This window comes from Streptomyces sp. NBC_00286 (genome assembly GCF_036173125.1).
Lineage (GTDB): Bacteria > Actinomycetota > Actinomycetes > Streptomycetales > Streptomycetaceae > Streptomyces.
This window is the reverse complement of record NZ_CP108054.1, coordinates 6,571,019-6,589,077: the sequence shown is the minus strand read 5'-3', so window position 1 is coordinate 6,589,077 and position 18,059 is coordinate 6,571,019. Positions and strand designations below refer to the sequence as shown.

The window sequence follows — 18,059 nt, the reverse complement described above, 5'->3', positions numbered from 1 at the left end:
GGGGCAGGAGATCGTTGGTCGTGCGGTCGAGGGCACGAGGTCGTACGTCGTGAGGTCGCGGGCATGAGGTCATGGGCATGAGTACGTACGACGAACCCGGCCCGCCCGTAGACCGCGACCGCCTGACCCGCCTGCTCGGCGACCCCGGTCTCGCCTGGCTGGTCGAGCGCGTACGCCGCCGCCTGGAGCGGGACGAACCCCTCACCGGCCCCGTCACCCTGGCCACCCCCACCACCGCCGAACGTGCCGCCACCGAACGCCTGCTGGGCCGCCCCCCACGCGCCGGACGCTCGCTGACCGTGCGCCTGGACACGGTGGACGCCGTCCTGCGCCGCTCCGGCATCAGCCCCGAAGGTCTCGCCCCGGCCGTGACCGCCCTCACCGGCCCGGTCGACCGGCTCGCCGACGTACGCGAGCGGGAGGCGAACGCCTGGCAGGACGCGTACACCCCACTCACCCCGCTCACCGAACAACGGCCCCAACTCGCCGACTGGGCCACCCGGTTGCGCCAGGACGGCCTCGTACGCCGCCTCGCCCGCACCCCCGACGCGGCAAGGGCACTCCTCACCGACACCACGACGGCCCTACGCGCGCTGCCCGCCGAACCCGCCGTATCCCTGTCCGCCTTCGCCGCCGGCACCCTCGGCGACGCCCACGCTCTCGACGACGGCACCCCGCTCGCCACCCTGGTCCTCTCCGGCATCCGCGCCCTGACCGGCTTCCCGGACGGCACCGGAGCCGAATGGCGCCGCGAGGCCTGGGCCTCGGCCGGCCTCCTCAAGGACGCCCTCTCCTCCACGGTCCTCACCCTGGGCCTGCGCGGCACCCCGGCCCTCGATTGGACGGCCGACACAGGCGAACCAGCCGTCCTGACCCTGCGCCAACTCACCCGCACCCCACCACGGACGGCACCCACCACGGTCTACGTCTGCGAAAACCCAACCGTCCTGGCCACCGCGGCCGACACGTACGGCCCCGCGGCCTCCCCCCTGATCTGCCTCCAGGGCCAGCCCTCGGCAGCCGCCCTCACCCTGCTACGCCACCTCCACGCCCAAGGCTCGACCCTCCGCTACCACGGCGACTTCGACTGGGGCGGCCTACGCATCGCCACCGCCCTGCTCCGCCGAGTCCCCTGGCACCCCTGGCGCTACACAGCCACCGACTACCGCAACGCGGCCGCCACCACCCCCCTGGCCCCACCCCTGACCGGCACCCCCACCACCGCCCCCTGGGACCAGGACCTGCCCCCAGCCCTGACCGAACTCGGCGTCCGCATCGAGGAGGAGACGGTCCTCGACACACTCCTGCCCGACCTCGCCCCCTGACGCGCGAACGTCAGTACCTCTCGACGGACCGCGTCCCTGTGGACCGCTCAGCGTGGCCGGGGAGATGTCGAGGGGGCTGGGGCTCGTCAGGGCGGCGGAACAGGAAGTCCTCGAAGGCCTCCATCGCGAGCATCAGCAGCATCATGAAGACCGGTAGGAGCAGGGCTATCAAGATCACGGAGCCTCCCGAGGGAAGTGTGATCGGGCTCTGCGGCCGGATGGTTCTCGCCGATGCGCTCACGAGAACGCCGCCCCTCAAGCCGCGCGTCTGCTGGGCACCCGCAGTCACCTCCTGCAACAGCCGGGTCTCCCTCAGTGTGCGGCTGAACGGAGTAACCCGCATGCCGAGCGTCGTACGGGCGCTACGCGTACCGGTACACCCCGCTCTGGTCCTCCACCTCGCCCGGCGTCACGTCCCACGGCGGCATCCGCTCATCCCGTGCGGCGACCCGGCCGCGCTGTGCGTCGCCCCGGGCGAGCGGCTTGGCGGGGAGATAGCGGGCGCCCGGGTGCCGCCGCTGCCAGCGGGACCAGAGGAGGTCGACGAAGGCGTGGTGCAGCCAGAAGACGGGATCGTTCACGGAAGCGCCGCCGAGCATGTGGCCGCCGACCCAACGGTGCACCCGGTTGTGCGTACGCCACGAGACGGCACCCCGCCCCGGCCCCCACCCCTCCAGCTTGTTGCGGAACCCCTTGGCGGACGTGGAGTCCCAAGGCGCCGCGTCGTAGACGGGGTCCTTGAGTGCCCGGTCCACATCGGCGGCCGTGGGCAGCGCGATCGGGTCCCGCCACCGGCCCAGGTCACGCGTGAGGAACTCGGTGTCGGTGATCCCCACCTCGATGGTCCACTTGCCGTTGCGATAGGCGAAGGGCCCGTTCATGACCTGCCGGTCGGACTTCCGCCCGGTGCCGCCGAGCAGGTCCTCGGTCCACGGTACGGACGTGGTGCCGCGGTTACGCGTCCAGTCCCAGTACGGCACGGTCACCGAGTCGTCCACGCGCCGCAGCGCCTCCTCCAGGTCCAGCAGAAACCTGCGGTGCCAGGGCAGGAAGGAGGGGGCCATATGGGCGACGCGCAGCCCGGGCTCGCCGTCGGAGCGGTAGTACTCGATATGCGTGCGCACGAACTCGTCGTACTCGCCCCGGCGCTTCACCTCGAGCAACGCGTCGACGAACCGGCGCCGCTCCGACTGAGTGAGCTTGCTGACGTCCTTACGCGTGTACACCACAGCGGTGCTCCCCCTCGTTTCCCTTGCCCCCGCCCGGAGCAGGGCTGTGCTCCGTACGGCCGCTCGTGTCATCCGGCGCGCCGCCGGGCGCCCCCAGCCGCGCGCTCGGACCGAGTTCGTCGACGGCCGCGCGCGCGGCGGCGAGCGGAGTCGCGTACGACTCGTAGTGGTCGACCATGCTCACCCAGCTGCCGTCCGCCCGTGGCATCAGATGCAGCGGCCGCCCGTCGACGGCCACATGCCACCTGCCGCCACCTGAGCCGCCCCCGGACCGCCCGTCGTCATGCCTGACGCCGACGATCCGGCGCCCGCGATACGTCTCCTCGAACCGCGTCTCCTGCGCCCCGGCCGCTCTCGACCCCACCACGAACGGCGCGGACGCCATCCCGGCCACCACCGCGAACGCACCCCGCAACACTCGCCGCCGCCCCACGGCCCCAGCCGCACCACGTACCGGCGAAAACCTCACTCGTCTGCTGCTCGCCAACGGTCTACCTCCTCCTCGCCCCTGCGCTGAACCCACGAACACGCTGAAACCGGAAACACGCCGAACCCGCCGAACACGACCGAAGGGCCGATCCCGCACACGCGCGGAATCGGCCCCAAGGAGCCGGGGACGGACGGTCAACAAGCACCCGATATGCAGATCCGAAAAAGAGCCGGAGCCGGAGACGAAATCCGAGCGAAGGCCGGAGACGAATGTGCGCCCGAATCGCTCAGCTCTGCTCCCGGTTCTGCACGGGTTCTCAGCGCACCATCTGGCCGTTACCGACGGTTCCCGTCGTCTTCTCGACGGCCTTGGGCACGAGACCCGTCTTCGTGTCGAGCATCTTCTGCCCGTCCAGCCCCGGCGCCTTGACGTCCTGAGTGAGCTCGCCCACAGTTCCGTTGAGGTTGGCGGGCCGGACCCCCGCGGCGTCTGCGGCGACAGCGGGAGTGGCGAGACCGGCCACGACAAGGGACCCGGCAACGATGGCGGCAGCCTTCAGAGACTTCATCGTGTTCCTTTCGTCGGCAACCCGTAAGTCGCCAGCGGGAATTGCTTCACCGCATCCAACGAGCCCCGGACGCCACGGAAACCCCGAACACCGAAATTTCCGGCCCGCCGAAGAAAAGGTCACCCGAATGAAGGGCGCGGCTTATCCGCGTTTCTCATCCTCCTATGAACGCGACTGGGAACGCCGGCAACTGGAGCCCGGCCGCAGCAACAGACGCCGTACCGATCCGCGACAGGGCCACAGGGTCGGTACGGCGTCCGGGCCGAGCTGCGCCTGCTTCGCCTCAGGCACAACTCCCGTTCTCAGGACGGCTATTGGGAGGCCGGAAGGACGTTGTTGGGCGACAGGACAGGGTTGGACGGGACGTCGATGGGCGACTCGCCGTTGGTGAGCGGCGGCAGGAGGGCGTCGATGAGGGCTGTGAGCGCCTGCGATACGGCTTCGAGGGCGTCGGCGACGGCACCGACAGCGGACTCGAGGGCATCGATCAGGGCTTCCACGGCGTCCCGCAGGGCGGTGAGCTCATCCGTAATGCCGTTGGGGGGCAGCGGGTTCGCGGTCGACGCCGCCGGATCGGCAGGAGCCAGGGGCGCGGTGGGAGTCGTCACGCCCGGCGTCGAGGGAGTCGTCGGGGCCGCCTGGTTCGCGGCGGCCGCGTCGATGGCGGCCTTGGCGGCTTCGCCGAGTCTCGTCACCTCCGCGGAGGAGAGCTGGGAGTTCTCGGTCTGGGCCTTGAGCACGGCGTTCTGAAGTTCGGTGACCGGGGCCGCCACGGAGCTGATGGTGCTCAACTGCCTGACCTGGCTCTGGAGGGTGGCCACGTCGGTGGCGGGGGCCGACTTCGACTCCCGGGTGCGTTCCCGCGCCTCGTCGGCCGCCAGGGTGGTAGGAGCTGCGACACCGATCAGAAACGTGGCGCAGAGTGCGGAGGTCGCGATGCGCCGTGCCGAAAGAGCAGGCATGGAGGTTCCTTTCGCAAGGGTGCGTGGGGTCCTTGTGGCCACCCTTAAACCGGCGGCCACACCCTGCAACCGAGCGGGCGCACAGCGTGACATCTCACCTCCTTCTGACCCTGCATCACCGCTGGTGAGCACCCCTGTCGAACCCCTCCGGACACCCCACCCCGTTCGGCGCAGCACCCGGCGACGCCGGCCGTACGGCCACCGACACGAGGCGGGTGATTTAAGCGGTTCGTCACTCTTGACCGATATGTAGGGTTTGAGGGGATAGAGTGACGCCCCGTCAGCCGCATTTGACGTTCTCGCGAAAGGGCAACGCCGGTCATGCGTCATGCCCGGGGTCTTTCCACTGCGACTCGCACGGGGGTCCGCCCGTTCCACGGCCCATCAGGGCGGAACGGCCGCCCCTCGGGCCGACGCACACGGTGATGGTCAGCCGGTCCGCCGGATCGTTGCGCGACGCGATGCGGCAGGGGGCTCCGCCGCGCATCCTCCACGTCACCCAGCCGGTGGACGGCGGCGTCGCCAACGTCGTCACCGAGCTGGTCCGGGCCCAGCGCGCGACCGGTTTCCATGTCACGGTCGCGTGCCCCGACAGCGACCTTGCCCAGACACTCCGGGCACTAGGCGCGGACGTACGACACTGGCCCGCGACCCGCGCGCCCGGGCGGTCGCTTCTCGCTGAGGTACACCGGCTCGCGCGCATCGTCGACGAGGTCCGGCCCGACGTACTGCACGCGCACAGCGCCAAGGCCGGGCTCGCCTCCCGGCTGGCGGTCAGGGGGCGGATCCCGACGGTTTTCCAGCCGCACGCCTGGTCGTTCGAGGCGGTCGGCGGGCTCACGGCGACGGCGGCCCTGGCGTGGGAGCGATGGGCGGCGCGGTGGGCCACCCGTGTGGTGTGCGTCAGTGAGGCAGAGCGCACACGAGGCGTACGGGCCGGAGTCCACGCCACTTGGCACGTGATCCCCAACGGCGTCGACCCTCGGCGCTTCCACCCCGCCACTGACACGCCCCCACGAGCCCCCGCCACCGACGCGCCCGTACGAGCCCACGCCGCCGACACCCTCGTACGAGCCGGAGCCGATGCCCCCGTACAAACGGAACCCGTACAAACGGACCCCGTACGAGTCGCCCCGCCGCCGCTCCCCGCCCTCGATCCGTCCGCCCCGCTGGTCGTCTGCGTGGGACGCCTCTGTCGCCAGAAGGGCCAGGACGTACTGCTCCATGCGTGGCCCTCGGTGCTGCGGCACGTGCCCGGAGCCCGGTTGGCCCTTGTCGGGAACGGGCCGGACGAGGAGCGGCTGCGGGACTGCGCGCCCGAAGGCGTGCTGTTCGCCGGTGCCGTGACCGACGCCCTGTCCTGGTACCAGGCCGCCGATCTGGTGGTGCTGCCGTCCCGCTGGGAGGGCATGGCGCTGGCGCCGTTGGAGGCGATGGCGTGCGGGCGGCCCGTGGTGGTCACGGACGTGGCGGGGGCGCGCGAGAGTCTGCCGCCCGGTCACCGGGCGCACTGCCTCGTACCGCCCGGTCAGCCGGAACCGCTGGCCGACGTGCTTACCCGGCTGCTGCTCGACCCGCCGCTGCGCGAATCGCTCGGCCGCCAGGCGCGCCGCCACGTACTGGCCGCGCACGACGTGCGGCATTCGGCCGAGGCGGTCGCGGCCCTCTACCGCGAACTCCTCGGCTCCGGGCGCCCGGTGCCCCAGGAATCCATCGAGTGCAGGGAGTCCATCCGCTCGTGACCGTCGAACGCACCGTCTCTCCCCTCGCAGCCCAGCAACCGCAGCGGGGATTCCTGCCCGTGCCGCTCCTCCCCCCACGTGGGGCCCGCGGTTTTCCCGCGAGGCAGCGGTCCGCGGCACGCCCCACCCCGGCACTGCCCCTGCTCCTCGTGGACGCGACGGCCGCGCTCACCGCCGCCCCGGCCCTCCCCCACTCCCTGCTGGCCGCGCCCCTGCTGCTCGCCGTCCTCTGGCTGAACGCCCTGGCCGCGCTGTACCGCCCGCCCGCCGTACCCGCCGTCCTGGACGAACTCCCCGCCCTCTGCGCCCGGATCACGGTGAGCTGGTGCGCCCTCGCGGCACTGGTCGCGGCCCTCTCCCCGGCCCACGCCCCCTCCATCCGTACGCTGCTGACCGGCTGCGCCCTGCAGACGGCGGCGAGCTGCGCGGGCCGCGGCCTGGTGCACTGGCGCCGCCGCCGGATGCTGGTCCGCAACCCCTCCGCCGCCCTCGTCGTAGGCCCGGCCGCCACCGCCCAGCGCGTGGCCGCCGCCTTCCTGCGCCGCCCGGAGTGCGGCCTCAGACCGGTGGGCGTCCTCGCCGACGACCCGGCCGGCGGTACGGGGCTGCCGGTGCTCAGCACGGACGAGGAGGTGCAGCGGGCTGTCGTCCAGAACGGGGTACGGGTTGTGCTCCTCGTCGGGCCCGTCGGTGAACACGGGCTGTTGGTAAGGGAGTTGGTTGAGGACGGCTGCGCCCTGTGGGAGGTCGACGCGGGGGTCCCGTCGTACGACCCGGTCGCGAGCCGCGCGTACGAGGAGACCGACCGCACCGCCTACGGCCCGTCAGAAGGCGTGCCGGGCAAGGGCATCACCCGAACCGACGGCCCCGGCAGCACAGCCCACGCAGGCATCGGCCACTGGTCCTCCCCCCGCACCCGCACCCGCACCCGCACCCGCACCCCACACGAACGCATCGCCGGCTTCTCCTGCCGCCGCCTCGAAGTCGGCCGACGCCCCGAAAGCCCCGCCAAGCGCGCCCTTGACCTGCTGGTCTCCGGAATACTGCTCCTCCTCGCCGCCCCGGTACTGCTGGCCTGCGCGCTGGTGCTGCGGCTCAGCGAAGGCCCGGGCGTCGTCTTCCGTCAGGAGCGCGTCGGCCAGGATGGACTCCCCTTCACACTGCTGAAGTTCCGCACTCATCGCCCGGCCGACGAGCACGAGGCCGCCACCCGGTGGAGTGTGGCGGGTGAGCGGGACATGAGCCGGTTCTGCCGTTTCCTGCGCCGTACCTCGCTGGACGAGCTGCCCCAGCTGTGGAACGTGTTCCGAGGCGACATGAGTCTGGTCGGGCCGCGCCCCGAACGCCCGTACTTCGTCGCCGGGTTCAGCCGCACCTATCCCGGTTACGCGGCCCGCCACCGTATGCGCACCGGCATCACCGGGCTCGCCCAGATCCAGGGGCTGCGCGGCGACACCTCCATCGAGGACCGCGCCCGCTTCGACAACGCGTACATCGACGACTGGTCGCTGTGGCAGGACATCTGCATCCTGCTGCGCACGGCCGCCGCACTCGTGCGCCCCACGGGGAGCTGACCACCGGTGACCCACGCATACGCCGCCCTGCCTGCCGCGCGCGGGCTGAAGCCCGTCCTCCCCGTCCTCCCCGTCCTGCCCGTGCTCACGGTGATCGCCCTGCTCGCGCTGCCCGTCGCACCGGGCGACGAGGGCGGCGCGAGCCTCGCCGACGCCGCCTCCGGTGTCGTGGTCCTGTGCTGCGCGATCCGTCTGCTGCGGCAGCGGCGGCGCCCCCTGTCCCGTACCGCGGTAGTCGTACTCGGCCTGCCCGTGGCCGGTTTCGCCGTGGCGGCGGCCGGGGCCATCACGCCGGGCGCGGCGCTCACCGGCTTCACGCGCTGGCTGCAGATCTTCGTGCTCGTACCGGCCGCCGTCCTCCTGCTCGTCCGCGACCGGCGCGACGTCCGGCTGCTGGCCTGGTCGGTGGTGGCGCTCGCGGTGTGGCAGGGAGCCGTCGGGGTGCACCAGTACGCGACCGGGACCGGCGCCTCGTACATGGGCCAGGAGATCCGGGCGGTCGGCACCTTCGGGCCGGCGGACGTCATGGCGATGGCAACCGTGGTGTCCTTCGGGCTGGTGTGCGCGGTGGGCCTGGCGCTCGCACCGGGGTCCGTACGACAGCGGGTGTGGGCCTTGCTGTGCACGGCGCTGCTCGTCGTGCCGCTGGCCGTGTCCTTCAGCCGGGGTGCGTGGATCGCGACGGCCGTCGCGTGCGGGGCGCAGTTGGTGCTCGCGGGACTGCGGCGGGCGGTGGCGGCGGGCGCGGTCGTGGCCGCCGTGTCCGTGATCCTCGTCGGCGGGTTCGGTGTCGGGTCCACGTTGTTGCAGGAGCGGGTCAGCAGCATCGGCCAGGTGGGCGACGCTCCGGACCAGTCGGTCACCGACCGGTACACCATGTGGGCGGCGGCGGCCGACATGTGGCGCGAACAGCCCCTCACGGGCGTCGGCTTCAAGGGCTTCCCCGAACACCGCGACGGCCACGCCTCACTGGCGCTGTCGTCCGGCAGCGACATCGAGGGCGCGGGCACGGAGTACCGGAAACAGCCACTGCTGTCCCCGCACAACATGTACCTGCTGGTACTCAGCGAACAGGGCCTCGTCGGGCTACTGACGCTCGCGGGAAGCTGGCTGGCGCTGCTGGTGCTGGGCCTGCGGAGACTGGTCCGCGCCCGCAGAGCGCGGGACCCCGGCAACGCCCCGACGACGGACTCGTCCCTCGACTGCGGGCTCATCGCCTGCGGCCTGCTGATCTGGCAGCTGATCAACTTCGCGTACGCCGATATCGGCGGCCCCACGACCGTCCTGACCGCCATCAGCCTGGGCCTGACGGCGTGGTGGGCGCTGAGCGCTCCGCTGGAGGTGCGGTCATGAGGCCGCGGGCCGGTGGAGGCTGGTCACTACCCCACTCTCGGCTTCGCTCGAGCGGGGGGACCCCCATCCACGGCGGAGCCGTATATATGCGACAGCCCCGCGCCTCCCAGAGGGCGCGGCACCACAGCGGACTCCGCCAAGGCCGCTTGCAGGGCCGCCCCCAACCGGCCGTCTCCGAGCCCTCCGAGGAGGCGGCCCCGCGATGACCGTCCCCCCTCCGCCTGGCGGAAACGCCACGACTACCACGGCCGGCCCCGGCACGGATGCCCCGGAACCCGCGGTGGCGGGCCCCCACACAGACGCCCCCGACCCCGACCCCAACGCCACCAAGACCACCTTCGTCTCGCAAGGCTTCCTCGCCAGGGCCGCGTTCATCACCGTCCTCCTCTCCCTGGCCGGAGCCCTGCTGGGCCTCGGCCGGGACCAGGCGCTGGCGCATCTCTTCGGAGCCGGGAGCGATACGGACGCCTTCCTGGTGGCGTGGACGGTGCCGGAGTTCGCGGCGACGCTGCTGATCGAGGACGGGCTGGCCTTCGCGCTCGTACCGGCGTTCAGCGCGGTCGTGGCCCGCCGAGCCCATGGCGCAACGGGCAACCCCGGCAACCCCGGTGATCCCGGCGATCCCGGCGATCCCGGCGATCCCGGCGACCCGGTGCGCGCCCTGGTCCGCCGCACGCTGCCCCGCCTGACGCTGGCGTTCACCGTGGTGTCGGCGCTGCTCATCTGGGGAGCCCCGTACCTGGTCGAACTGCTGGCGCCAGGGCTCCCGGACCCCCGGCTCGCGGTGGACTGCACCCGGCTGACCGGCACCTGCGTCCTGACCTTCGGCCTCGCCGGCTACTGCAGCGCCGCCCTACGCGCCCACCGCCGCTTCGTCGCACCCGCAGCCATCTACGTCGCCTACAACACTGCCATCATCACGGCGATGTTCGTCTTCGGCGGCCGCTGGGGCGTACGAGCGGCGGCGATCGGCGTCGCGCTGGGCGGAGTACTCATGATCGCCACCCAACTACCCTCCCTGCTACGACAGTGGCACCGCCCTCAGGCGTCCCTCGGGCCCTCCGCGATGGACGCGCCGCACACGACGACGAACACGATGGCACCCGCGCCCCTTGGGCATCCGGCTACCGACCACCGCGCCCTGAACCTAGCCCTCTTCCTCACCGTCCTCCTCTTCGCCCTCTGCCGCCAGTCCCAGGTCCTCATCGAGCGCTACCTGGCCTCCCCCCTCCCCGCCGGCACCATCTCGCACCTCAACTACGCCCAAAAAGTCGCCCAGTTGCCGATGGTGCTCGCCCTGATGCTGTGCACGGTCACCTTCCCGGTCGTCTCGCAGGCACTGGCCGAGGGCGACACCGAGCGGGCCCGCGACCGCGTCGAACGCGACCTCGCGGCGGTGTCGTACGTCGTACTGCTCGGCACCGCAGCCGTCATCGCCTGTGCCCCGCAGCTCATCCAACTCCTTTTCCAGCGGGGCGCGTTCACGGCACAGGACACCGCGGCCACGGCCGCCGTCATGCGGGTGTACGCGCTGGGGCTGCTCGGCCACGCACTCGTGGGCGCCCTCGTCCGCTCGTACTTCTCGGCAGGGCGTCCCACCTGGTACCCGGTGGCCGCCATGACCGCCGGTATCGCCACCACGGCGGGTGCCGGTGCATGGGCAGTCGGCCCGTGGGGCGTACTCGGCATCGCCGCCGCCAACGCGGCCGGCATCAGCCTCACCGCCCTGATCCTGCTGTACGGGATGGGAAAGCGCGGCGTGCCGATCCGCACCCGCCCGGTACTGGCCGCGATGGGCAAACCACTGCGCGCCGCAGTGACCGCCTGCGCGGTGGGCTGGTTCGCCGCAAGCCTCATCGGCTCACCCACTCTCGGGCTCGCGGCCGGCGGCACGGCCGTCACCGTCGTCTTCCTCCTGCTCGCCGGGCTACCGGGCGGGCAGGGCCTCACGCCCACGATCCGCACCGTCACCCGGAGGCTCCCGCATGCCCGTATCCGCTGACCACGACCCTTCAACCGCGCGAACTACATCAACCGCGCCAACCGCGACCCCTCCCGACACCACACCCCAGCGCAGACCCGGCCGACCCCCCTGGGTGGCGATGTACCACTCCGTCGACGACTGCTCCCACGACCCGTACCGCGTCACGGTCTCGCCCCACCGCCTCGACCGCCAGCTCACCTGGCTCCGCCGCCGGGGCCTGCGCGGCGTCGGCGTGCACGAACTGCTCGCCGCACGCGCCCGCGGGGAAGGCCAGAACCTGGTGGGCCTGACCTTCGACGACGGCTACGCCGACTTCGTCACGCACGCCCTTCCGCTCCTGCGCCGCCACGCCTTCGGCGCCACCCTGTTCGTACTGCCGGGCAGGCTGGGCGGCGACAACGCCTGGGACCCCCTCGGCCCCCGCAAGCCACTGCTGTCGGCGGACGGCATCCGCCAGGCCGCCGCCGCGGGCATCGAGATCGGCTCGCACGGCCTCACCCACAGGGACCTGACCCGCACCGACGACACACGGCTCCGCGCCGAGGTGAGCGGCAGCAGAGCACTGCTCTACGACGTGACCGGTGCTCACATCCACGGCTTCTGCTACCCGTACGGCCTAGCCGACCACCGAACCGTCGAAGCCGTACGCGAGGCGGGCTACAGCTACGCCTGCGCCACCGCCACCACCCCCGGCGACCTGACCGGCCCCTACGCCCTCCCCCGCGTCCACATCGGCGAGCGCGACACGGCCTGGCGACTGCACCTCAAGCGCCACCTGCACCGCCTGCGCCGCCGCCCCGTCGACGGCGTGTGAGCCCCCGCCATGCCCGACTTGAAGGCCCTGCACATCATCACCGGCCTCGGCGTAGGCGGCGCGGAACAACAACTCCGCCTGCTCCTACGCCACTTGCCCGTCGACTGCGACGTAGTGACGCTCACCAACCCCGGCCCGGTCGCCGAAGGCCTGACGGCGGACGGCGTACGCGTCGTCCACCTCGGCATGTCCGGCAACCGCGACCTGTCCGCCCTCCCCCGCCTAGCCCGCCTGATCCGCCACGGCGGCTACGACCTCGTACACACCCACCTCTACCGGGCCTGCGTATACGGCAGGATCGCCGCCCGCCTGGCAGGCGTACGGGCCGTCGTGGCCACCGAACACTCCCTCGGCGGCACCCAGTTGGAGGGCCGCGCCCTGACCTCCGGACTGCGCGCGCTGTACCTGGCCAGCGAACGTCTGGGCCGCGCCACGGTCGCCGTCTCCCCCACGGTCGCCGACCGCCTCCGCGGCTGGGGCATCCCCGAACCGCGCATCGAGGTCGTCCCCAACGGCATCGACCTGGCCCGCTTCCGCTTCGACCCGTCCCGCCGCGCACGCACCCGCCGCCGCCTCGGGCTCCCCCAGGGCACGTACGTCATCGGCGGTATCGGCCGCCTCACCGCGAGCAAACGCTTCGGCGTCCTGATCGAGGCCCTGGCCCAACTCCCCCGCGATTACCTGCTGTTGCTGGTCGGCAGCGGCCCCGAGGAGAGCGTGCTACGACGCGCCGCCCAACGGGCCGGGGTGACCGACCGCGTCCTGTTCACGGGCGAGCAGCCGTACGAACCCGACGGCACCCGAGACCGCCTGGACCTGCCCTCGCTGACCTCGGCGATGGACGTACTCGCCTCCCCGAGCGCGGAGGAATCCTTCGGCCTGGCCGTCGTGGAAGGCCTGGCCGCGGGCCTCCCGGTCCTGTACGCCTGCTGCCCCGCCGTGGAGGACCTCCCGCCACGCCTCGCCGCCGGCGCGCACCGGGTAAGCGGCGGCGCGGACGCGTTCGCCCACGCCCTGGCCAAGACCCGAGCCCAGCCCGGCAACAGCGGTTCGCGCCGGCCCCCCGCAGCCGCCCGCCACTACTGCATCACGCACACCGCGGCACGCCTCATGGACGTATACGCGGCCGCCGTCTCATCCCCGTAACCCTCGGACCCGTAACCCTCGGAGCACTCCCCTGATGACCACCAAGACCGAAGCCCCGGCCACCCTCGCCACCCCGACAGCCCCACCCCGCCGACTGCGCGCGGCACTGAGACGCCTGCGCGCCCTGCCCCCCTGGTCCCTGCTCGCAGCGGGCACCCTCACCGGCGCCCTGGCAGGAGGCGCATACGGCGCCCTCACGCCGCCCGCCTACTCGGCCTCGGCCTATGTAGTCGCCGTACCGACCGCGAAGTCCGACCCCCAGGCCGCACTCGGCTTCGCCCAGGCCTACGGCCGCGTCGCCACCCAACTCGCAGTGCTGGGCGACGCCCAGGTGTGGGCGGGCGTACCGGTCCCGACGCTCCTCGAGAGCGTACGATCGGCGACCTCCCCGGACGCGCCCATGGTCGCCGTGACCGCGACATCCGCCCGCCCTGACCTGGCCGCCGACATGGCCAACGCGGTCACCGGCGCGATGACCCGCCACGCCACCCACACCAAGAACGCCACGCACATCGAACTCCGCCAGTTCTCACGGGCCATCCAGCCCACAGAACCGTCCTCGGCATCCCCGGCCCTGACCGCCCTGGTAGGCGCAAGCGCCGGCGGCCTACTAGCAGGCCTCGCCCTACTGGCACGCCCGCGTCCCACCACCCCCGACGGCACGAGCCCGGCCGTCGTACCCGGCCCGGCCACGGCCGCCGACGCCCACGGACAGCTGTGAGCGCGGTAGCGGCACAGTCCGGCGCCGGCACCCTGCGAGCCGAACTGTGCACCGATGAGCGCGAGTTCACCGCCCTGGCCCCGGCCTGGGAACGTTTGTACCGCAAGTGCAGCACAGCGACCCCGTTCCAGAGCCACGCCTGGCTGCACTCATGGTGGATGTCGTACGGCACCCCGGGCCGCCTCCGGCTGACACTCGTACGCGACAACGACGGCGAACTCCGGGCAGCCGCACCCCTGATGCGCACCGGCGGCCCCCTGCCGCGCCTGGTCCCGCTGGGCGGCGCGATCTCCGACTACAGCGACGTACTCCTCGACGACGAACACACCGCCAGCGCGGCAACCACCCTCACCCAGACCCTCTGGTCGGCCGCCCGCACCGCCCTGATCGACATCCGTGAGGTCCGCCCCGGCAGCGCCGTGGAGCAGGTGTACGCACACTGGCCCGGCCCCCGCCTCCAAACACCCGACTCGGTATGCCTGGAACTACCCGCCAGTCCCCTGAACGAGCTGCTCACCCGCATGCCACCCGGCCGAGCCCGCCGCGTCCAATCCAAGATCCGCAAACTCACCGAACTAGGCATCGAACACCGCTTCGTCCACCCCGAAGAGGTGCCCTCAACCATCCGCACCCTGCTGGACCTCCACCGCCTCCAGTGGCAGAACCGCAAGGTGACCCCCGAACACCTCAAACCCCGCTTCCACGACCACCTGACCCGCTCACTCGTCCCCCTGGTCCGCTCCGGCGATGCAGTGGTGACCGAATTCCGGGCCGGCACCGACGTATTGGCCGTGGACGTGACCCTGCTGGCCCGCCGACTGGCGGGCAACTACCTCTACGGCGCCCATCCCCGCCTGCGGGAATGGAAAGCGGACATCGCCACCATGCTGCTCCACGCCTGCGCCTCACGTGTGCCCCAGGCCGACCGCCAGGTCCTGAGCCTGCTGCGCGGAACCGAGCCGTACAAATTCCGCTGGCGCCCCGACACGGTGGTCAACCAGCGCCTCCTACTGGCCCGCCGCCGCACGGCCCCCCTGCTCTCGGCGGTGGCCTGCGAGGCTTACGCGCGCAGCCGGGCCCGCGAACTCGTACGCGGCCGGAAGGGAACGGTCACCAACTAAAACGGCCACCAGTCGCCGAACCAGTCATCGCGGATGCAGGGTTCCCCACCGATCCAGTACTCGATCCAGTCGCCGAGATCCAACGACCGGCAGCCCGGGGAGGGTTGAGGCTCGGGAATGGGCTGCGGCTCAGGCGTCGGAACGGGCGTTGGTACCGGAGTCGGAACTGGCGTGGGCATCGGCAACGGCTTCGGAGGCACGGTCTCCGTCCCATTTCCGTTCCCGGTCTCGGTACGTCCGTAAAGCACAGCCCGATACACCTCGGCCGCCCGCGGATTCTGCCCGCACTGCCACACCCCGTGCGGGCAGTAGTCGGTGAGCGTGTTGTACACCGGCCGGTGCTGATCCATCCAGGCCAGCATGCGCCGCATGTACTCCGGATTGTCCCCGTTCCGGAACAACCCCCACTCCGGATACGAAATGGGCTTCCCATGCTCCCGGGCGAAGTCCACATGCTTCTGCAGCCCGTACGGCTCCGAAACCTGCTCGTCGAACGACATCCCTCGCGGCTGGTCGTAACTGTCCATCCCGATGATGTCGACGGTCGCGTCCCCCGGATAACACTCGGTCCACGGAACGGCATCCCGCCCCCGACTAGGCGTGAAGTCAAACCGAAACGCCTGCCCAGGCACCGACCGCATGGCGCCAACGATCCGATTCCAGTACACCTTCCAGGCCTCAGGATCCGGCCCACACCGATGGGTGTACGTAATCCCGTTCATCTCCCACCCCAGCACCAAGACGGTGTCCGGCACCCCCAACCTGACCAGCCGCTCGGCCAGCCGCCGATAGTGCACATCGAACGCCCCGGCCGCGCCCCGCCGCAGCAGCCGCCGCACCTCGGAGTCGGAAACCCCCTCCTCGTTCCGCTCCATCATCGGCACATTGAGGACAAGCATCCGATCGGCCCGCGCCCGCCGCCACTCAGCCCAGTCATCAAGAAAGCGGGGAGCCCCCTCGATGTTGCTCCAGACGTCCCCAGCCAGATACGTACGCCCCACCCGCAGTTCGGCCCCGCCAAGCCACCGACTGAACCATTCCGTCCGCACCACACCACGCCGGCTGTAGTCGAGGTACGCGCCAAAGGCGGGATACGAGGTAGGCGTTACGAGCGGAGCCGGCGTCGTACCGGTACCTGTCGGCGCCGGCACCGGACCTGGCCCTGGCGCCGCCACCGGTCCCGGCGTCTTGTCATCCTTGTCCACCCCACTGCCCCCAGGCCGACCAGGCCCCGCCAACAGAGCAGCCGCCGCAACAATCCCGGCCGCCGCAAATACGGGCCATCGTCTGAGGCACCGATGCCGAGCGGCCATAACTGCTCCCGTCTCCGCTGATCAACGACGACTACAACGACTACAGAGCCGCCCTTTTCGCCGCATTGCTCCTGACATCGAGTCATACGCACGGCTGCCCCGCCAGCGGAGTTCCTCTACTTGGCCACACCCCGACCACCCCCACGAGTGACCGATACCCGGGCACGACGTCGGGGGCCGGACGAGTCCTTCCGTCCGACCCCCGAAGGAAGCACACCCGTGTGGCTCCTCCTTACCGCACCGACGCGGCCCGACCCCGTCGGTACAGAATGACGCCGCCCGTCAGCAGCAACGCCGAAGCACCCGAAGCCGCAATCACTTGCTTGCCAACGCCGGTCTCCGGAAGGGAGGGCGGCTTCGTCGGAGGCGAGGCGGGTGGCTTCGCCGGGGGCTCGGTGTGTGGAGGAGTGTCTGGTGACCACGTGGGCGGCTTCGCCGTAGGCGGTCTGTAGGTGGGCGGCGCCGACCACGTGGGCGGCTTCGTCGGCGGCCTGTGCGTGGGCGGCGGCGACTTGGGCGGCTTTGTCGTCGGCGGCCTGTGCGTGGGCGACGGCGACTTGGGCGGCTTCGTCGTCGGCGGCCTGTGCGTGGGCGGATTCGTGACCGGTGTGTCGCCATAGCCTTCCGGCGTGTCCGATTCGTGGCCGTAGCCACTGTCGTCCTCGGCCCCGGCGTCCTCGCCATAGCCGTAGTCGCCACCTGTGCCGGTGTCATCGGCGTCGTCGCCATACCCACCGTCATGACGGGAGTCGGCGTCATGACCATAACCGCCGTCATCGCCCTCGGCGCCGGCATCCCCGCCATGGGTGCCGTCGCCGTAGCCATCGCTGTCCTCTGCGCCGACCTCCTCGCCATGACCGGTGCCGTCGCCATAGCCACTGTCGTCCTCGGCGCCGGCGTCCTCGCCATAACCGGTGCCGTCGCCGTAACCGCCATCGCCCTCGGCGCCGGCCTCCCCGCCATGACCGGTGCCGTCGCCATAGCCACTGTCGTCCTCGGCGCCGGCCTCCCCGCCATAACCAGTGTCATCGCCGTAACCGCCATCGCCCTCGGCGCCGGCCTCCCCGCCATAACCGGAGTTGCCACCTGTGCCGGTGTCATCGGCGTCGTCGCCATACCCACCGTCATGACGGGAGTCAGTGCCATCGCCATAACCGCCGTCATGACGGGAGTCGGCGTCGTCGCCGTAGCCGCCGTCATGACGGGAGTCGGCGTCGTCGCCGTAGCCGCTGTCACTTCCGTAACCGACCTCATCGACCTCCGCGTAGCCACTGTCGTGGCCGACGGGCTCGCGCCCATCGTTGCGGTCGGGAGCGTTGGGGGTGCTGGACGATCCGCGCGTGTTCGGGCCACTGGTACAGGAAGTCCCGAAGGACGGGCCGGTCGCGACAGCGGCGTCGATGGACCTGTCGCAGGCGTTGACGGATGCCTCGAAGTGCGAGTCCGAGTCCGCGAACGCCGTGATGCCGCACACGGGCAGGATGCTCGTCGCGGCGGCAGCCACGACCATTCCCCTACTCAGTTTTTTTCGCAATCTCGTTGTCTTCCTGCTCGAAGAAAGAGGGAAAACCGGTCCTGGATCCAAACGAACAGGTCCCAGGCCGACCGGCGCCACAGCCGGAACCGAGTAGGAGCGCATGCAACACGTCGCATCGCACCGTCGAGGTCAGTCACGCACGAGCCTTCAGGTTGTGTCCCGCGTGTTGGCGAGAGGACTGACCATCACGTCAGCGCTTGAGTACGGAACGATGCTTTCCCGGTCTCCGGACAACGTGGC

The 18,059-nt window shown here is 71.4% G+C and carries 16 protein-coding genes; 9 read left to right on the top strand and 7 right to left on the bottom strand.

Features of this window, described 5'->3' with window-relative positions; all coding sequences use genetic code 11:
* Positions 1-77: 77 nt before the first annotated feature.
* A complete protein-coding gene (locus tag OHT21_RS30375) occupies positions 78-1,325 on the top strand; it encodes a TIGR02679 family protein (RefSeq protein ID WP_328771467.1) in 1,248 nt (415 codons plus the stop codon).
* A 10-nt stretch (positions 1,326-1,335) separates the two neighbouring features.
* On the opposite strand, the gene OHT21_RS30370 is transcribed toward OHT21_RS30375, so the two are convergent.
* The 5 genes from OHT21_RS30370 to OHT21_RS30350 all read right to left on the bottom strand — a co-directional run bounded on the left by OHT21_RS30370 (position 1,336) and on the right by OHT21_RS30350 (position 4,514).
* Positions 1,336-1,503: a hypothetical protein gene (locus OHT21_RS30370; protein ID WP_328771466.1), complete on the bottom strand. Its 168-nt coding sequence runs from the start codon at positions 1,501-1,503 to the stop codon at positions 1,336-1,338.
* 184 nt (positions 1,504-1,687) lie between these two features.
* Positions 1,688-2,554, bottom strand: coding sequence for a tyrosinase family protein (locus OHT21_RS30365; protein WP_328771465.1), 867 nt, complete (start codon positions 2,552-2,554; stop codon positions 1,688-1,690).
* Positions 2,538-2,939: a tyrosinase family oxidase copper chaperone gene (locus OHT21_RS30360; protein WP_328771464.1), complete on the bottom strand. Its 402-nt coding sequence runs from the start codon at positions 2,937-2,939 to the stop codon at positions 2,538-2,540. The genes OHT21_RS30365 and OHT21_RS30360 overlap by 17 nt, the downstream gene beginning before the upstream one ends.
* A gap of 361 nt (positions 2,940-3,300) precedes the next feature.
* Positions 3,301-3,552 (bottom strand): hypothetical protein, encoded by a 252-nt coding sequence (locus OHT21_RS30355; protein WP_328771463.1) that lies wholly within the window; start codon positions 3,550-3,552, stop codon positions 3,301-3,303.
* 311 nt (positions 3,553-3,863) lie between these two features.
* Positions 3,864-4,514: a hypothetical protein gene (locus OHT21_RS30350; protein ID WP_328771462.1), complete on the bottom strand. Its 651-nt coding sequence runs from the start codon at positions 4,512-4,514 to the stop codon at positions 3,864-3,866.
* Between the two features lie 425 nt (positions 4,515-4,939).
* On the opposite strand from OHT21_RS30350, the gene OHT21_RS30345 reads away from it, so the two are divergent.
* The 8 genes from OHT21_RS30345 (at position 4,940) to OHT21_RS30310 (ending at position 14,969) form a co-directional block, all read left to right on the top strand.
* Positions 4,940-6,256: a glycosyltransferase gene (locus OHT21_RS30345; RefSeq protein WP_328771461.1), complete on the top strand. Its 1,317-nt coding sequence runs from the start codon at positions 4,940-4,942 to the stop codon at positions 6,254-6,256.
* Positions 6,253-7,830, top strand: coding sequence for a sugar transferase (locus tag OHT21_RS30340; RefSeq protein WP_328771460.1), 1,578 nt, complete (start codon positions 6,253-6,255; stop codon positions 7,828-7,830). Before OHT21_RS30345 ends, OHT21_RS30340 begins: the two co-directional genes overlap by 4 nt.
* Positions 7,831-7,836: 6 nt before the next feature.
* Entirely contained in the window at positions 7,837-9,183 is a 1,347-nt protein-coding gene (locus OHT21_RS30335; protein WP_443050450.1) for an O-antigen ligase family protein, read from the top strand.
* 202 nt (positions 9,184-9,385) lie between these two features.
* Positions 9,386-11,185: a murein biosynthesis integral membrane protein MurJ gene (gene murJ, locus OHT21_RS30330; RefSeq protein ID WP_328771459.1), complete on the top strand. Its 1,800-nt coding sequence runs from the start codon at positions 9,386-9,388 to the stop codon at positions 11,183-11,185.
* 100 nt (positions 11,186-11,285) lie between these two features.
* On the top strand, positions 11,286-11,981 hold the full coding sequence (locus OHT21_RS30325) for a polysaccharide deacetylase family protein (protein ID WP_328771458.1): 696 nt from the start codon (positions 11,286-11,288) through the stop codon (positions 11,979-11,981).
* An 18-nt stretch (positions 11,982-11,999) separates the two neighbouring features.
* Positions 12,000-13,127, top strand: a complete 1,128-nt coding sequence (locus OHT21_RS30320; protein WP_328774276.1) for a glycosyltransferase — start codon at positions 12,000-12,002, stop codon at positions 13,125-13,127.
* Positions 13,128-13,161: 34 nt separating this feature from the next.
* Positions 13,162-13,848 (top strand): lipopolysaccharide biosynthesis protein, encoded by a 687-nt coding sequence (locus tag OHT21_RS30315; protein WP_328771457.1) that lies wholly within the window; start codon positions 13,162-13,164, stop codon positions 13,846-13,848.
* Positions 13,845-14,969 carry a GNAT family N-acetyltransferase gene (locus OHT21_RS30310; protein WP_328771456.1) on the top strand — a complete coding sequence of 375 codons (1,125 nt, stop codon included), beginning with the start codon at positions 13,845-13,847 and terminating at the stop codon, positions 14,967-14,969. The genes OHT21_RS30315 and OHT21_RS30310 overlap by 4 nt, the downstream gene beginning before the upstream one ends.
* Here OHT21_RS30310 and OHT21_RS30305 read toward each other — a convergent pair.
* Entirely contained in the window at positions 14,966-16,282 is a 1,317-nt protein-coding gene (locus OHT21_RS30305) for a glycoside hydrolase family 26 protein (protein WP_328771455.1), read from the bottom strand. The genes OHT21_RS30310 and OHT21_RS30305 overlap by 4 nt on opposite strands.
* A 232-nt stretch (positions 16,283-16,514) precedes the next feature.
* Positions 16,515-17,786 (bottom strand): LPXTG cell wall anchor domain-containing protein, encoded by a 1,272-nt coding sequence (locus OHT21_RS30300; RefSeq protein ID WP_328771454.1) that lies wholly within the window; start codon positions 17,784-17,786, stop codon positions 16,515-16,517.
* Positions 17,787-18,059 lie beyond the last annotated feature (273 nt).

Excerpts from the sequence above, each read along its gene's own strand:
- OHT21_RS30375 (WP_328771467.1), top strand. The coding sequence starts at position 78 with ATGAGTACGTACGACGAACCCGGCCCGCCCGTAGACCGCGACCGCCTG.
- OHT21_RS30360 (WP_328771464.1), bottom strand. The coding sequence starts at position 2,939 with ATGGCGTCCGCGCCGTTCGTGGTGGGGTCGAGAGCGGCCGGGGCGCAG.
- OHT21_RS30355 (WP_328771463.1), bottom strand. The coding sequence starts at position 3,552 with ATGAAGTCTCTGAAGGCTGCCGCCATCGTTGCCGGGTCCCTTGTCGTG.
- OHT21_RS30350 (WP_328771462.1), bottom strand. The coding sequence starts at position 4,514 with ATGCCTGCTCTTTCGGCACGGCGCATCGCGACCTCCGCACTCTGCGCC.
- OHT21_RS30345 (WP_328771461.1), top strand. The coding sequence starts at position 4,940 with ATGGTCAGCCGGTCCGCCGGATCGTTGCGCGACGCGATGCGGCAGGGG.
- murJ (WP_328771459.1), top strand. The coding sequence starts at position 9,386 with ATGACCGTCCCCCCTCCGCCTGGCGGAAACGCCACGACTACCACGGCC.
- OHT21_RS30325 (WP_328771458.1), top strand. The coding sequence starts at position 11,286 with ATGTACCACTCCGTCGACGACTGCTCCCACGACCCGTACCGCGTCACG.
- OHT21_RS30315 (WP_328771457.1), top strand. The coding sequence starts at position 13,162 with ATGACCACCAAGACCGAAGCCCCGGCCACCCTCGCCACCCCGACAGCC.
- OHT21_RS30305 (WP_328771455.1), bottom strand. The coding sequence starts at position 16,282 with ATGGCCGCTCGGCATCGGTGCCTCAGACGATGGCCCGTATTTGCGGCG.